At 70.3% G+C, this 15,890-nt stretch carries 12 protein-coding genes; 7 read left to right on the top strand and 5 right to left on the bottom strand.

Going from position 1 to position 15,890, the window contains the following annotated elements; all coding sequences use genetic code 11:
* Positions 1-123: 123 nt before the first annotated feature.
* Positions 124-1,356, top strand: coding sequence for a thiolase family protein (locus BLW75_RS10675; protein ID WP_091597293.1), 1,233 nt, complete (start codon positions 124-126; stop codon positions 1,354-1,356).
* A 1-nt stretch (position 1,357) separates the two neighbouring features.
* Positions 1,358-3,469 carry a 3-hydroxyacyl-CoA dehydrogenase NAD-binding domain-containing protein gene (locus BLW75_RS10680; protein ID WP_034318060.1) on the top strand — a complete coding sequence of 704 codons (2,112 nt, stop codon included), beginning with the start codon at positions 1,358-1,360 and terminating at the stop codon, positions 3,467-3,469.
* 157 nt (positions 3,470-3,626) lie between these two features.
* On the opposite strand, the gene BLW75_RS10685 is transcribed toward BLW75_RS10680, so the two are convergent.
* Positions 3,627-4,172 (bottom strand): permease-like cell division protein FtsX, encoded by a 546-nt coding sequence (locus tag BLW75_RS10685; RefSeq protein ID WP_143055313.1) that lies wholly within the window; start codon positions 4,170-4,172, stop codon positions 3,627-3,629.
* A 78-nt stretch (positions 4,173-4,250) separates the two neighbouring features.
* Between BLW75_RS10685 and BLW75_RS10690 the strand changes: the two genes are divergently transcribed.
* Positions 4,251-5,858, top strand: a complete 1,608-nt coding sequence (locus BLW75_RS10690; protein WP_034318319.1) for a CehA/McbA family metallohydrolase domain-containing protein — start codon at positions 4,251-4,253, stop codon at positions 5,856-5,858.
* A 48-nt stretch (positions 5,859-5,906) separates the two neighbouring features.
* Here the strand turns inward: BLW75_RS10690 and BLW75_RS10695 are convergent, their stop codons facing one another.
* From BLW75_RS10695 to BLW75_RS10715, 4 genes are all read right to left on the bottom strand, one after another.
* Positions 5,907-6,731, bottom strand: coding sequence for an aldo/keto reductase (locus tag BLW75_RS10695; RefSeq protein WP_034318054.1), 825 nt, complete (start codon positions 6,729-6,731; stop codon positions 5,907-5,909).
* Between the two features lie 26 nt (positions 6,732-6,757).
* On the bottom strand, positions 6,758-7,885 hold the full coding sequence (locus BLW75_RS10700) for a sensor histidine kinase (RefSeq protein WP_034318050.1): 1,128 nt from the start codon (positions 7,883-7,885) through the stop codon (positions 6,758-6,760).
* Positions 7,882-8,559 carry a response regulator transcription factor gene (locus BLW75_RS10705; RefSeq protein WP_007033550.1) on the bottom strand — a complete coding sequence of 226 codons (678 nt, stop codon included), beginning with the start codon at positions 8,557-8,559 and terminating at the stop codon, positions 7,882-7,884. Before BLW75_RS10705 ends, BLW75_RS10700 begins: the two co-directional genes overlap by 4 nt.
* Positions 8,560-8,798: 239 nt before the next feature.
* Complete coding sequence (locus BLW75_RS10715) at positions 8,799-10,283, bottom strand: PucR family transcriptional regulator (RefSeq protein WP_198935799.1); 1,485 nt, start codon at positions 10,281-10,283, stop codon at positions 8,799-8,801.
* 110 nt (positions 10,284-10,393) lie between these two features.
* On the opposite strand from BLW75_RS10715, the gene BLW75_RS10720 reads away from it, so the two are divergent.
* The 4 genes from BLW75_RS10720 to BLW75_RS10735 are packed head-to-tail and all read left to right on the top strand — an operon-like array spanning position 10,394 to position 15,875.
* Positions 10,394-11,845 carry a sodium:solute symporter family protein gene (locus BLW75_RS10720; RefSeq protein ID WP_034318048.1) on the top strand — a complete coding sequence of 484 codons (1,452 nt, stop codon included), beginning with the start codon at positions 10,394-10,396 and terminating at the stop codon, positions 11,843-11,845.
* 21 nt (positions 11,846-11,866) lie between these two features.
* Positions 11,867-12,820 (top strand): agmatinase, encoded by a 954-nt coding sequence (gene speB, locus BLW75_RS10725; protein ID WP_034318045.1) that lies wholly within the window; start codon positions 11,867-11,869, stop codon positions 12,818-12,820.
* On the top strand, positions 12,817-14,472 hold the full coding sequence (locus BLW75_RS10730; RefSeq protein ID WP_034318042.1) for a thiamine pyrophosphate-binding protein: 1,656 nt from the start codon (positions 12,817-12,819) through the stop codon (positions 14,470-14,472). The genes speB and BLW75_RS10730 overlap by 4 nt, the downstream gene beginning before the upstream one ends.
* Positions 14,469-15,875 (top strand): aminobutyraldehyde dehydrogenase, encoded by a 1,407-nt coding sequence (locus BLW75_RS10735; RefSeq protein ID WP_034318039.1) that lies wholly within the window; start codon positions 14,469-14,471, stop codon positions 15,873-15,875. The genes BLW75_RS10730 and BLW75_RS10735 overlap by 4 nt, the downstream gene beginning before the upstream one ends.
* The last annotated feature ends 15 nt before the right edge of the window (positions 15,876-15,890 follow it).

The following is a 15,890-nucleotide window of genomic DNA, read 5'->3' on the forward strand; positions in this document are numbered from 1 at the left end:
AGCGGCCGAGGCGGGTGACCCCGGGAGTGTGCCTTCCCCCACTCGACCGGGCCACCATCCTGGTTACCGACCGGTAACCGGGGCTAGGGTGCGGTCAGGACTACCTCTACTTCAGGAGCATTCGTGGCCGCAGGAGCAACACCGCTCGCGCCGAACGCGCGGTCGGTACGCAATGTCGCCTTCGTCGAAGGGGTGCGAACGCCCTTCGGCAAGGCAGGCGAAAAGGGAATGTACGCCGGCACCCGTGCCGACGATCTCGTCGTCAACGCCATCCGTGAACTGCTGCGGCGGCATCCCGAGCTGCCGCCCGAGCGCGTCGACGAGGTGGCGATCGCCGCCACCACCCAGATCGGGGACCAGGGCCTGACCATCGGCCGCACCGCCGCGCTGCTGGCCGGCCTGCCGAAGTCGGTGCCCGGCTTCGCGCTGGACCGGATGTGCGCGGGCGCGATGACCGCGGTCACCACGACCGCGAGCGGGATCGGCATCGGCGCGTACGACATCGCCATCGCCGGCGGCGTCGAGCACATGGGCCGCCACCCGATGGGCGAGGGCGTCGACCCGAACCCGCGCATCATCGCCGACAAGCTCGTCGACCCGACGGCGCTCGTCATGGGCCAGACCGCGGAGAACCTGCACGACCGGTTCCCCGAGATCACCAAGCAGCGCACCGACGCCTTCGCCGCGCGCAGCCAGGAGAAGTACGCCGAGGCCGTGAAGACCGGCAAGATCGGCCCCGAGCTGGTCCCGGTCGCCACTCGCTCGAAGGACCTGGGCTGGGGACTCGCGACCGAGGACGAGCCGCCGCGCCCCGGCACCACCGTCGAGCAGCTCGCCGGGCTGAAGACGCCGTTCCGCCCGCACGGCCGGATCACCGCGGGCAACGCGGCCGGTCTCAACGACGGCGCCACCGCGGCACTGCTCGCCGACGAGGACACCGCCCGCGAGCTCGGCCTGCCGATCGGCATGCGCCTGGTGGGCTACTCCTTCGCCGGTGTCGAGCCGGAGGTCATGGGCATCGGCCCGGTGCCCGCCACCGAGAAGCTGTTCAAGCGCACCGGTCTGTCGATCGACGACATCGGCCTGTTCGAGATCAACGAGGCGTTCGCGGTCCAGGTGCTCGCGTTCCTCGACCACTTCGGCATCGCCGACGACGACCCCCGCGTCAACCAGTGGGGTGGCGCGATCGCCTGCGGTCACCCGCTCGCGTCCTCCGGTGTCCGGCTGATGACGCAGCTTTCCCGTCAGTTCGCCGAGCGCCCCGACGTGCGTTACGGCCTGACCACCATGTGCATCGGTATCGGCATGGGCGGCACCGTGATCTGGGAGAACCCGGCGTTCGAGGGGGCGAAGTAACATGACTTTCACCGCTGAGCAGGCGAAGGCCGCCTTCCCCGACGAGGTCGTCACGAACGCGGTCACGCGTCTGGTGAAGGTGCCCGGCCTCGACAAGCCGGTCGCGCTGATCACCTTGGACAACGGCCACGACCACACCCGGCCGAACACCTTCGGCCCGCAGGGCCTGGTGAGCCTCAACGCCGCGATCGACACCGCCTTCGCCGCGGAACCCGCCGCGATCGCGGTCACCGGCAAGCCGTTCATCTTCGCCGTCGGCGCCGACCTGTCCGGTGTCGAAGCGGTCGCGGATCCGGCGCTGGCGCGGGAGATCGCGCAGACGGGGCACGACGTGTTCCGGCGTCTCACCGAATCCGAGATCCCGACCTTCGGCTTCGTCAACGGCGCGGTGATGGGCGGCGGACTCGAACTCGCGCTCTCCTGCCACTACCGCACACTGTCGGAGAACACCGCCGCGATCGCGTTCCCCGAGGTCTTCCTCGGCCTGTTCCCGGGCTGGGGCGGCACGCAGCTGCTGCCGAACCTGATCGGGCCGGACGCCGCGGTCACCGTGATCATCGAGAACGCGCTGGCCCAGAACAAGATGCTCAAGGTCGCGCAGGCGGCCGAGCTCGGCATCGTCGACGAGGTCTTCGGCTCGGCCGACTACCTGGAGCAGTCCCTGCTGTGGCTGGCGAAGGTCGTCAACGGCGAGATCACCCCCGCCCGCCGCGAGATCGACCGCGGCGCGGGCTGGGACGCCGCGATCGCCCGCGCCAGGGCCATTGTGGACGGACGTACCAAGGGCGCGTCCCCCGGCGCGACCAAGGCCGTCGAGCTGCTGGAGCTGGCCCGCGAGAACGATCTCGACCGCGGTTACGCGGCCGAGACCGACGGGCTCGCCGAACTGCTGATGGACGACACCCTGCGCGCCGGGCTGTACTCGTTCAACCTGGTCAACAAGCGGGCCAAGCGGCCGGCGGGCGCGCCCGACAAGTCGCTGGCGCGCAAGGTGAACAAGGTCGGCATCGTCGGCGCGGGCCTGATGGCCAGCCAGATGGCGCTGCTGTTCGTCCGTCGCCTCAAGGTGCCCGTGGTGCTCACCGACGTCGACCAGGAACGCGTCGACAAGGGTGTGTCCTATGTGCACGGTGAGATCGACAAGCTGCTGGCCAAGAAGCGGGTTTCGCCGGACGGCGCGAACCGGCTGAAGGCACTGGTCACCGGCTCGCTCGACAAGTCCGCCTTCGCCGACGCCGACTTCGTGATCGAGGCGGTGTTCGAAGAGCTGGGTGTCAAGCAGAAGGTCTTCGCCGACCTGGAGCAGTACGTCTCGCCCGAGGCGATCCTGGCGACGAACACCTCGTCGCTGTCGATCACCGCGATGGCGTCGCAGCTGAAGCACCCGGAGCGCGTGGTCGGGTTCCACTTCTTCAACCCGGTCGCGGTGATGCCGCTGCTGGAGATCGTCCGCGCGGAGAAGACCGACGACGCCGCACTGGCGACGGCGTTCGCGCTCGGCAAGCAGCTCAAGAAGTCGAGCGTGCTGGTCAAGGACGCGTCCGCGTTCGTGGTCAACCGGCTGCTGCTGCGCTTCCTCGGTGAGGTGCTGGTGACCGTCGACGAAGGCACGCCGTTCGAGGTCGCCGACAAGGCACTCGAGCCGCTGGGCCTGCCGATGACGCCGCTGACGCTGATGCAGCTCGTCGGCCCGGCGATCGCCCTGCACGTCGGGGAAACCCTGCACGGGGCGTTCCCGGACCGGTTCACCGTCAGCGAGAACCTGGACCGCTTCGTCAAGGCGGGCAAGAAGGGCGTCTGGCAGTGGGACGACAAGGGCAACGCCACCGTCGACCCCGAGGTCGCCGAACTCTGGCAGCAAGGCGACGCGCCGTCGACGTCCGAGCAGGTGCGTGACCGCGCGCTGGCCGCGATCGCCGAAGAGATCCGGATCATGCTCGACGAGGGCGTGGTCGCGGAGGCGCAGGACATCGACCTGTGCCTGATCCTCGGCGCGGGCTGGCCGTTCTGGCTCGGCGGCATCACGCCGTACCTGGACCGGGCGGGCGTGTCCGAGAAGGTCAACGGCAAGCCGTTCCTGGCCCCGGGTGTGGCGAGCGTGCCGCTCTCCTGAGCCTCGACGAAAGGCCACCGTCGGCGATCCCCTGATCGCAGGCGGTGGCCTTTCACGTTTTCCGCGGATTTGATGGCGAGCCGCTACGTTTTCGTGAAAGCCTTGGGCCTGTACGGGAAAGTTCGTCTCCCCGGCCATCCCCCGGGGAGACGGGCCGTCAGCGTTCCCCCGAAGGCGGGCAGGGCGGCGGCGTGGTCGTCAGCTGAGCGGCGATCCGCGCCGGATCGAGCACGTCGACCTTCTCCGCCTTCGGGAACCGCTGCCGCAGCTCGTTCGCCCACGCTTCGACGTCGATTCCGGCAACGGGCACCAGATGGACGGCCGCGGGGAGCAGGTCCGGGGTCACCGACCTCAGCAGTTCCGGCCGGTCCGCGAAGAGCTGCTTGAAGCGCTCGTACGCCCGCGCCTTGGTTTCGGTGAACACCCGGCGGGCCTTCGGATCATCCCGGAGCGCCTCGGCGGCGACGGCCATGTCCGCGTCGGCACCGACGGCCACGAGCAACCGGAGCCCGCACAGTTCCCGCTCCCCCAGCGGAACGGGCACGGTGTCCCGTGGCAGCGCCGCCGGGGCGGGCGGATCGGTGGCCCGGTTCAGAACGACGGCGCCCGTCGTCACGGCAGCGGCGACGACCAGGACCGCGACGACTCCGACCACCCAGAGCAACCGCCGCGGTGCCTTGGGTGTCCGTTCCGGTTGTTCCACAGGGACGATCATCACACGGCGCGGTTCATTCGCCGTCCGGACATCACCCGTTCAGCCGCGCTCTTTACCGTGCCGCCGGTGAACAGCGAAAAGCCCGGCGTCGACCGCCGCGGATTCCTCAAGCGCGCGGGCCTCGTGTCCGCGGCGGCCGCGGGAGCCCCGCTCGCCGCCACCGCCCCGGCGGACGCCCTCGACCTGAACTTCGATCTCGACATCGATGTAGACCTGCTCTTCGGCCGGGACCGCTACCGGTGGCTGGTGGGCGATCACCACATCCACACGCAGTACTCCTACGACGCGATGTACACAGTGGACGGAATCGCCGTCGACGCGCGCCGCCACGGGGCGGACTGGGCGGTGATCACCGATCACGGCCACGCCGCGCACGAGAAGTCGTCGGTGGAGCGCACGGACGCCGCGATCCGGGCGGCGCAGCGCGAGCACCCCGATCTCCTGCTGTGGCAGGGCATGGAGTGGAACGTGCCGGGCGCCGAGCACGCCACGCTGTTCTTCCAGGCGGGTGCGAACCAGGCCGGGAAACTGCGCGAGTTCGAGCGTGCCTTCGACTGGCGGCTGACCGGGACCGAACCGGGCACCCCGGACAACGAGGCGCTGGCCGTCGCGGCGATCCGCTGGCTCGCCGCCGAAGAGCGGGCCCGCCGGATCCACGCGCCGGTGGTGGTCGTCAACCATCCGCTGCGCAACGGCCGGATCGCCCCGCACGAGATCCGCGCGCTGCGCGACGCCGCACCCGGGATCGTCATCGGCATGGAAGGCGCGCCGGGTGCCCAGGCCGACGGCTTCCCGAAGCCGCTCGGGAGCGGCGGCGGCGCGCGTGGCGGATACGGCAACTCCCCCGGTTCGAACTCGTGGCCGGGTTTCCCCGCGTCGGCTTACCGCACCTACGGAGGCTTCGACTGGAGCACCGCGACCGTCGGCGGGCTCTGGGATTCGCTGCTGGCCGAAGGAAAGCCGTGGTGGATCACCAGCAACTCCGACTCGCACTACAACCGCGGCGACACCCACGTCCGGCCCGGCGTCCCGGACGGCTACTACGACGAGCACGGCGCCTACCCGGACCCGATCGACACCGGCGTCCCGCAGACTCTGCCCCCGTACGCGGACTTCGCCCCCGCCGAGTTCAGCCGGACCGTCGTCGGTGTGTCGCGCCGAAGCCACGAAGGTGTGTTGGAGGGCCTGCGCGCGGGACGCGTCTGGGTGGTCCACGGCGGGCTCGCGCAGGAACTGGAGTTCGGCGCGTACAGCGGGTGGAGCTCGGCGACGATGGGCGGCAGGCTGCGGGTGCGGCGCGGATCCGACGTCACGGTCGTCGTCTCGGCGAAGCTGGCCGCCCGGCCGAACGGCGGCGGCACGATCCCCCGGCTCGCGCGGCTCGACCTCGTTTCGGGACCGGTGACCGGCCCGGCCGCAGACCGGGACGCGCAGACCGCCCCGGGCACGCGGGTCGTGCGGTCCTTCGAACCGCGGTGGGCGCCGGGACGGCGGGTGGCCTTCCGGCACACGTTCCGCAACGTGCGCGAGCCGTTCTTCGTGCGCACGCGCGGCACGGACGGCAAGAAGCACGTGGCAGGCGGGATCGAACCGAGCGCCGACGTGGTCGGGCAGTCGAACCCGTTCGAAGACCTGTGGCTCTACGGGAACCCGATCTTCGTGGACGTGCGGTAGTCCTTGGGCCTCGTGAGTGGTAAAGACGGTTAGAACCGTCCTTACCACTCACGAGCCGAGGGTGTCCGGGTCCGGCCCCAGCCGCTTCCCTTGCTCCAGCGTCGCGATCGCGGCGCCATCGTGCGCGTCGAGGGCGAAGTCGAAGACGTCCATGTTCTCCTTGATCCGTTCCGGCGTGACGGATTTCGGGATCACCAGGTGGTTCATCTCGATATGCCAGCGCAGCACGACCTGCGCCGGCGTCTTGCCGTGCTTCTCCGCGATCGTGGTGATCTTCTCGTCGGCGAGCAGGTCCCCGCCGCGCGCCAGCGGACCCCAGGCCTCGGTGACGATCTCGTGCTTCTCGTGGAAGTTCCGCAGCAGCGGCTGCTGCAGCCACGGGTGACATTCGATCTGGTTCACCGCCGGGACGATCCCGGTCTCCTCGATCAGCCGCTCCAGATGCGGGATCTGGAAGTTCGAGACGCCGATCGCCTTCGCCCGGCCGTCGGAGGCGATCTTTTCCAGCGCCCGCCACGTTTCCACGTACTTGTCCTGCGACGGCAGCGGCCAGTGGATCAGGTACAGGTCGACATACTCGAGACCGAGTTCACCCAGGCTCGTGTCGAAGGCACGCAACGCCGAGTCGTAGCCGTGCTCGGTGTTCCACAGTTTCGTGGTGACGAACAGTTCCTCGCGGGGCAGCCCGCTGGTGCGGACGGCCTCGCCGACTCCGCGTTCGTTGGCGTACAGGGTCGCGGTGTCGATGGCCCGGTAACCCGCCTCGATGGCGGTGCGGACCGCGCCCACGACCTCGTCGTCGCCGATCTTGTACACCCCGAACCCGAGTTGCGGGAGGGACGTTCCGTTGTTCAGCCGAATGCTGGGGACCATACTTGAACCGTAACCCCGGCCGCGGGTCAAGGCAGCGCGGGCAGGTGCACGGTCACCGAAAGACCGCCGCCCACAACGGGTTCCGCGGACACCGTGCCACCGTGCGCCTGGACCGCGGCCCGCACGATCGAAAGTCCCAGCCCGGCGCCGGTGCGGGCGGTCCTGGCGACGCCGGCGCGGCGGAACGGTTCGAACAGTTCGGGGACCGCGGCCGGGTCGAGCAGACCGCCGGACGACCGCACCCGCAGCACCGACCACTGTGGACCCGCTTGCGTGACGACGTCCAGCCAGCCACCGTCGACGTTGTGCCGCACGGCGTTCTCCAGCAGATTTCCCGCGATTCGTTCCAGCAGCGCCGGATCGCCGAACGTCGGCGCTCCCTGGGTGGCGAATTCGACACGGAGGCCGCGTTTCTCCGCGTCCGGCCGCGCCGCGCGCCACGCGATCGCGACGATCACCGCGAGATCGACCGGTTCCCTCGCCACCAGTCCCGCGCCGTCCGTGCGCGCGAGCAGCAGCAGCGAACCGACCAGCCGCTCGGCCCGCTCGGTCGCGTCGCGGACCACACCCGCCATCCGGCGTAATTCGGCTTCGTCCGCGTGCTCGTCGGCCAGGGTGACGTCGAGTTCGGTGCGGATGACCGCGAGCGGCGTCCGCAGTTCGTGGCTGGCGTTCGCGACGAAATGCCGTTGCGCGTCGAACGCGGCCTGCAACCGGTCGAGCATGTCGTCGAAGGTCTCGGCCAGTTCGGCGAGTTCGTCCTTCGTGCGGACCTCGCCGATCCGCTCCCCCATCGATTCGATCGACAGGCGCCGCGCGGTACCGGTGATCTCGCGCAGCGGTTGCAGGACCCGCGCGGTGAACGTCCACGCGAGGATCCCCGCCGCCAGCACGACGAAACAGAACGCGACCGCGCCGAACAGCAGCACCCGGTTCGTGGCGTACACCCGCAGGTGTTCGGTGACCGCGGAAGCGTCGACGTCGACGCCGTCGACCCGCACCGTGGTGCCCGGCGGCAGCTGCGGGACGGCGGAAACCGCGTCGCCGACCAGGTTCCAGGTCAGCCAGAGCAACAGGAGGCTGACCAGCGCCACCAGCCCGGTCGCGAGCAGCGTGACCCGCGCGCGCAGGCTGCGGGCACCGGACAGGTTCACCCGCGTGCGGTCCCCTGCTCCGGCACCCGGTAGCCGGAGCCGACGACGGTCTCGATGATGCCCGGCTCGCCGAGCTTCTTGCGCAGCGTCATCACGGTGACCCGGACGGTGGTGGTGAACGGGTCGGCGTTCTCGTCCCACACGCGTTCGAGCAGTTCCTCGCTGCTGACCACCGAACCGGCGGCCGACAGCAGCACCTCCAGGACACCGAACTCCTTGCGGGTCAGCTCGACCGGACCGCTCGCGCGGCGGACGGTCCGCCTCGCCGGATCCAGTTCGACGTCGCCCGAAGTCAGCAGCGGCGGTGCGGCCGGGGTCGCGCGGCGCCCGAGCGCCCGCACGCGCGCGACGAGTTCGGGAAAGGCGAACGGCTTGGCGAGATAGTCGTCGGCGCCGAGGGAAAGTCCGTCGACGCGGTCCGAGACGGAACTGCTCGCGGTCAGCATCAGGACACGGGTCAGCTCGCCGGACGCGACGATCTCGCGGCACAGGTCGTCACCGGACATCCCGGGCAGGTCGCGGTCGAGCAGCACGACGTCGTACCGGGTGACGGCGGCCTTCTCGTGCCCGTCGTCACCGGTGAGCGCGATGTCCACCGCCATACCCTCGCGCCGCAGGCCGCGTGCGATCGCGTCGGCGAGGGGTTCTTCGTCTTCGACTACCAGAATTCGCACGACCCTACGTTGCCACACATTCCTGAGAGTGACCTTATTGGACTTGTCCCTACCGCCGGTGCGCGAGCGGCGGGTTCGCGTGACTGAACGGACGACACGCGGCGGACCCCGGCCGCGGTCGTGTCGTCCATCCAGTCACGCGTGTCGTCCCCCGGATCACGCGTGTCGTCCGGTCGATCACGTGACATCGCCGGTCCAGCCTCGTGAGTGGTAGGGACGGTTCTAACCGTCCCTACCACTCACGAGGACCAACGCAGGGCGAACCACAGCCGCATCCGGATCTCCGGATCCGCCAGGTCCACCCCCAGCGCCCGTTCGATCTGCCCGATCCGGTGCCGGACGCTGTTGCGGTGCACGCCGAGTTCGGCGGCCGTCCGGTCCCAGCCGCCGTGGTGCGCGAGCCAGGTCCGCAGCGTGCCGACCAGTTCGCGGTCGCCCTTCCGGTCGAGTTCCCGCAGCGGCGCCAGCGCCTGGGCGGCGAACCCGGCCGCGGCGCCCGGATCGATCAGCGCGTCCAGCCCCGAACCGCCTTCCGCCACCACCGGCCGTTCCAGCGCGGCGGCCCGCGTCAGCAGCAACTCGATTTCGCCCGCCGCCTCGGGCAGCCGTCCGGGCGGGACGGGCGAACCCACGACCGCGAGCCAGCCGTCGGCGCGGAGCCGGTCGAGGTCGCCGATGTCCGGCGCCTCGCGGACGATCGCGGTGAACCGCGGCCCCGGCCGCAACCGGACGAGCGGCGTGTCGAGCCGGGCGCGCAGCCAGTCGTAGCGGGCGGCGACCTCGTTCGGCCCGCGGCGGTACGCGATCCCCGCGACCAGGCGGCGTTCGTCCCCGCCGAGCACGTCGGTCTCGCCCAGCAGCAACGCCGTGGCGGTGGCGCCCAGCCCGGCCGCGTCCGAACCCGCCCGGCCCACCAGCCCGAGCAGCGCCGCCCCGACCGACAGGATCGAGCGGTCCGCGCCGTCGAACCGCGCGACGCGGCCGACCACGACCAGATGCGACGCCGTCGCCTGCGGGTACACCGGCTGGGCGACGACGTGCGTGCCGTCGGCCAGTTCCGTCGTGGCGCTGCGGATCCCCCGGCCCGTCCGGAGCGTGGCGACGAGCTCCCGGACTTCCGGCGGCAGCGGCGTCGGCGCCCCGTGGTCCGCGGCCAGGGCGTCGTCGACGCCGACCAGCGCCACCCAGGCCCCGAGCCGCCCGGCCAGCGCGCTCGCGAGTTCGCCGAGCCCGTCGCCGGCCGCCCTGGTCAGCGCCTCGCGCGCGACCGCGATCCGCCGCTGTTCGCGCTGCCCCGCCTCGGCCAGCGCGACCGACACCGCCCGGCTGATCGCGAGGAACGGCGTCCGCGGCTGGACGACCAGCAGCGGAAGCCCGTGCCGGGCACACGCCGTCCGCAGTGGCGGCGGCAGCGTCTCGTAGGCACCCGGCGTGAGCCCGAACCCCAGCGCGGAGATCCCGCTTTCGGCCAGCCGCCGGACGTAGCGGTCGATCTCGGCCGCTTCCACCGGCAGGTTCACCCCGGCGGTGAGCAGCAGTTCCGCCCCGAGCAGGTACGGCGCGGGATCCAGCAGCTCGCTGACGTGCGCCCAGCGCACCGGGGCGTCGAGCGAGCCCGGCCGCAGGGTCTCCACGACCGGGTCGACCGCCAGTTCCGGGTTGCCGACCACGGCCCGTAACGGGACATTCACATCCGAGCCGAACGGATCATGGGTTTGGGTCATTTCATCCTCGCTCGCGCCGGAGTTCGGATGGATCATCCCATGTCGTTCAAGCTGCGAACGAACCTACGGTGACCCGAACGAAGCGAACAGCCCAAGTCAAGGAGGACACCGTGGCCGGTGACTACGCGGTGATCGCGCTCTACATAGCGGGCATGATCGGGGTGGGCTGGTTCGGGCTGCGGCTCGCCAAGACCAAATCCGACTACCTCGTCGCGGGCCGCCGTCTCGGCTGGTTCATGTACTCCGGCACGATGTCCGCGGTCGTCCTCGGCGGCGCTTCGACGGTCGGCGGGGTGAAACTCGGCTACACCTACGGCATCTCCGGCGCCTGGCTCGTGATCGCGATCGGCGTCGGCATCCTGGTCCTCCACACATTGTTCGCGCGGCGGCTGGTGAAGCTGCGCGTCTACACCGTCGGCGAGATGCTCGACCTGCGCTACGGCGGCTCCACCAGCACCATCTCCGGTGTGGTCATGTGGGGCTACACGCTGATGCTGACCGTCACCTCGACGCTGGCGTTCGCCACCATCTTCAAGGTCCTGTTCAACGTCCCGAGCTGGGCGGGCATCGCCATCGGCGGATCGATCGTGGTGCTCTACTCGGTGCTGGGCGGCATGTGGTCGATCACGCTGACCGACATCGTCCAGTTCGTCATCAAGACCATCGGCATCCTGCTGATCCTGCTGCCGGTCTCGATCGTCTCGGCCGGCGGTTTCGACGGGATGGCCGCGCGGCTGGACGAGAGCTACTTCGAACTGACCGCCATCGGCGGCGACACGATCTTCACCTACTTCCTCGTCTACAGCTTCGGCCTGCTGATCGGACAGGACATCTGGCAGCGCGTGTTCACCGCGAGGACGCCGGGCATCGCCACCGGCGGCGGCGTCATCTCCGGCGTCTACTGCCTGGTCTACGGTCTCGCCGGCGCGCTGATCGGCACCGCGGCCAAGACGCTGTACCCGAACCTCGCCAGCGCGCAGGACGCGTTCGCGACCATCGTCGAGGATCAGCTGCCCGCCGGAGTCCGCGGCCTGGTGCTCGCCGCGGCGCTCTCGGCGATGATGTCGACCGCGAGCGGCGCCCTGATCGCCTGCTCGACGGTCAGCACCTCGGATCTGCTTTCCAAGCTGGGCCTCAAGAAGGCAGCGGACGAGGTCGCGAGGAACCGGGTCACCACGCTGGTCCTCGGCATCGTCGCGATCGGGATCGCGATGGTCGTGGACGACGTCGTCAACGCGCTGACCATCGCCTACGACATCCTCGTCGGCGGCCTGCTGGTCGCGATCATCGGCGGGCTGGCCTGGAAACGCGGCACCCGCCAGGGCGCGCTCGCGTCGATGGTCGTCGGCACCGTCGTGGTCATCACGTTCATGGTCGTCGACGGCGTCGAGGCCAACAGCCCGATCTACTGGGGCCTCGGGTCCAGCCTCGCGGTGTACCTGCTGGTCAGCTTCCTCACCCCGCGTACCTCGGACGAGATCCTCACCGTGTGGACCCGCCGCCTGAACGGCAGCGCGGCCGACGAAGAAGAAGAGGCGAAACTCGCCGCTTCGCAGTCCTGACAACCATTCGAAGGAGACACAGTGCCTGAGCAGACCCCGATCGGACCCGTCGACTCTTCGAGGGTGCCCCGGTTCGCCGGTTTCGCGACCTTCGCGAGGCTGCCGCGGATCGATCAGGTCGAGCATGCCGACGTCGCCGTCGTCGGGGTGCCGTTCGACGCCGGAGTGTCCTACCGCCCCGGCGCGCGGTTCGGCCCCGCGGCGCTGCGTGAGGCCAGCCGCCTCCTTCGCCCGTACCACCCGGAACTCGACGTTTCCCCGTTCGCCGAAACGCAGGTGGTCGACGCCGGCGACATCGCGCTCAACCCGTTCAACATCGGCGAGGCGATCGAGACCCTGCAAAGCGAGGCCGAAGCGCTGACCGCGAACGGGACGCGCCTGGTGACCGTCGGCGGCGACCACACGATCGCGCTGCCGCTGCTGCGTGCGGCGGCGAAGAAGCACGGACCGGTGGCACTGCTGCACTTCGACGCGCACCTCGACACCTGGGACACCTACTTCGGCGAGCCGTACACCCACGGCACCCCGTTCCGGCGGGCGTCCGAGGAAGGCCTCCTCGACACCGAAGCGCTGTCCCACGTCGGCACGCGCGGCCCGCTGTACGGCAAGCGGGATCTCGAAGAGGACCGCCGCCTCGGATTCGGCATCGTCACCTCCGGCGACGTCATGCGCCGCGGGGTCGCCGAGACCGTCGACGCGTTGCGCCAGCGCATCGGCGGCCGCCCGCTCTACATCTCGGTCGACATCGACGTGCTCGACCCGGCGCACGCGCCGGGTACCGGGACCCCCGAAGCGGGCGGGATGACCAGCCGCGAACTGCTGGAGATCCTGCGCGGGCTGCGCGACTGCAACCTCGTCGGAGCCGATGTGGTGGAGCTGGCCCCGGCTTACGATCATGCCGAGATCACCGCCATCGCGGCTTCCCACGTCGCCTACGACCTGGTGAGCCTGCTCAGTTTGGGGAAGGGCGCATGACCGGCACTGAACGGATAGGCGGCGACGTAGTCGTCGAAACCCTGCACGCGCTCGGGGCGGACACCGTGTTCGGCCTGCCCGGCCAGCACGCGCTCGGCCTGTTCGAAGCGCTGCGGCGCACGGACGACCTGCGCGTCATCAGCTCGCGGGTCGAGAACAACCTGGCTTTCGCGGCCGACGGGCACGCCCGCGCCCGGCTCGCGGCGGATCCCGGAGGCCCGGTCCCGGTGACGCCGATGATCGTGTCGACCGGCCCCGGCGCGTTGCTGACTTTGGCTTCGTTGCAGGAATCCCGGGCCGCGTCGGTGCCGGTGCTCGGGATCTCCAGCCAGATCCCGGTGGCCGGGCTCGGCGGTGGACGGCACGGCTATCTCCACGAACTGCCCGACCAGCAGGCCAGTTTCCGCGACGTGGTGAAGTCGGTGCACGTGGTGCGCACCGTCAGCCAGATCCCGACGGCGCTGCGCGAAGCCTGGGAATCGGCGGCGACCGCGCCGTACGGCCCGGTGTGGGTCGAGATCCCGCAGGACATCTTGCTTGCACCGGTGGAGCTGCCCCGGATCACGTCGGTGACGGCGCGGCCCGCACCGCTCGAACCGTTGCCGGAGCTCGTCACCGAAGCCGCGAATCTCCTTGGCGCGGCGAAGAATCCGGTGATCCTCGCCGGTGGCGGCGCCCTGCGCGCGGGCGCGCAGGCGGAACTGAAGGCGCTCGCGGAGGCACTGCGCGCGCCGGTGCTCTCGACGTTCGGCGGCAAGGGCGTCTTCGGCTGGGACCACGCACTGTCCGGGCAGTCGTGGCTCGAAGACTGGCACAGCACCGAGTTCCTGTCGGCCGCGGACGTGCTGCTGGTGCTGGGTTCCGGGCTCGGTGAGCTGTCCAGCAACTATCGCGAATTCGCCCCGCGCGGCCGGGTGATCCAGATCGAGGCCGATCTCGGAAAGCTGGAGTCGAACTATCCGGCGCTGGGCATCCACGCCGACGTCCGCCTTGCCCTGCAAGGACTTCTGGAGCAGGTTCCGTTCCGTCAGAGCGACGGCGTCGCCGAGAAGGCGGTCGCGGATCTGCTGGCCAAGGTGCGCGAACGTCTCGACGGCCAGGCACTCGAAACCGAGCGCAAGCTGATCGAGGACATCCGCGCCGCGGTCCCCGAAGGCGCCCAGACGTTCTGGGACATGACGATCGCGGCCTACTGGGCCTGGTCGGCGTGGAACCCCGAGGGCGCGCCGATCCACACCGCGCAGGGCGCGGGCGGCCTCGGATACGGCCTGCCCGGCGCGCTCGGCGGCGCGGCGGCGACCGGCGGCCCGGCGCTCGCGGTGTCCGGTGACGGCGGCGCGATGTACGGCATCGCGGAGCTGGCCACGGCGGTCCAGCACGGGCTGGACGTCACGTGGCTCGTCATCGACGACGGCGGCTACGGCATCCTGCGCGAGTATCTGACCGGCGCGTTCGGCCAGTCCACGGCCACCGAACTCGCGCGGCCCGATTTCGCCGCGCTGGCACAGTCCTTCGGCGTCGACGCCATCGTGTCCTCTTTGGACACGGTCGGGAAGGACCTTGCCGAAGCCCTCGGCACCCCCGGTCCGTCGCTGGTCGTCCTCCCCGCCCTGTTGAAGATGTTCGAGCCGACCCACCTGGAGAAGAAATGACTCAGGTCCTGAATTTCGTCGACGGCGCCGAGGTACCGGCGTCGGGCTCGCGGACGCTCGACCTGGTGGATCCCGCCACCGGTGAGGTCTTCGGCACCAGCGTCCTGTCCGAGCAGTCCGATGTGGACAAGGCGCTGACTGCCGCCGAACGGGCGTTCGAGGTGTGGCGCAAGAGCACTCCCGCCCAGCGTCAGCTCGCGCTGCTGAAGATCGCCGACGTGGTGGAATCGCGCGCGGAGGAGTTCGCCGAGCTCGAAATCCGCGAGACCGGCAAGATCCGGTCCGTCGTGCTGGACGAGGAGATCCCGGAGTGCGTCAGCGCGCTGCGGTTCTTCGCCGGTGCGGCGCGGCAGCTCGAAGGCACGGCGTCAGGTGAGTACCTGCCCGGGCACACGTCCGCGATCCGCCGCGAGCCGGTCGGCGTCTGCGCGCAGATCGCGCCGTGGAACTACCCGCTGATGATGGGTGTCTGGAAGATCGCCCCCGCGCTGGCCGCGGGTAACACCGTGGTGCTGAAGCCCGCGGAGACCACGCCGTCGACGGCCGTGCTGCTGGCGAAGGTGGCGGCGGAGTTCCTGCCGCAGGGCGCGTTCAACGTGCTGTGCGGCGACCGCGACACCGGCCGCGCGCTGGTGAAGCACCCGATCACCGAGCTGGTGTCGATCACCGGGTCGACCCGCGCCGGGATCGACGTCGCCACCGTCGCGGCGGCCGACCTCAAGCGCACGCACCTCGAACTCGGCGGCAACGCGCCGTTGCTGGTCTTCGGCGACGTGAACCTCGCCGAGGCGGCCGAGGGCATCGTCGGGGCGGCGTTCTACAACGCCGGGCAGGACTGCACCGCGGGCAGCCGCGTGCTGGTGGACGCGGCGATCCACGACGAGTTCGTCGCGGAGCTGACCAAGGCCGCCGCCGCGCAGAAGCCCGGCACGGATTTCGGCCCGCTCAACAGCGAAGCGCAGTTCGACCGGGTCCGCGGGCTCGTCGAGCGGCTGCCGTCGCACGCCCGCCTGGAAACCGGCGGCGTGCCCGCCGGTGACCGCGGTTTCTTCTTCTCCCCCACCGTCATCTCGGGCCTGAAGCAGGACGACGAGATCGTGCAGGAGGAGATCTTCGGCCCGATGATCACCGTCCAGTCCTTTGTGGACGAGGGTGAAGCGGTGCGTCTGGCCAACGGCGTCCCGTACGGGCTCGCCTCGTCGATCTGGACCAACGACCTGTCACGCGCGACCCGCGTTTCGGGCGAACTCGACTTCGGCTGCGTCTGGGTCAACACCCACGGGCCGCTGGTCTCGGAAATGCCCCATGGCGGCTTCGGGCACTCGGGCCACGGGAAGGACCTCTCGTCCTACTCCTTCGCCGAGTACACCCGCGTCAAGCACGTCATGACCCGCTTCGCCTGAAGCTGTACCCGGAGG

The organism is Amycolatopsis lurida (assembly GCF_900105055.1).
In the GTDB taxonomy this organism is placed as follows: Bacteria; Actinomycetota; Actinomycetes; order Mycobacteriales; family Pseudonocardiaceae; genus Amycolatopsis; species Amycolatopsis lurida.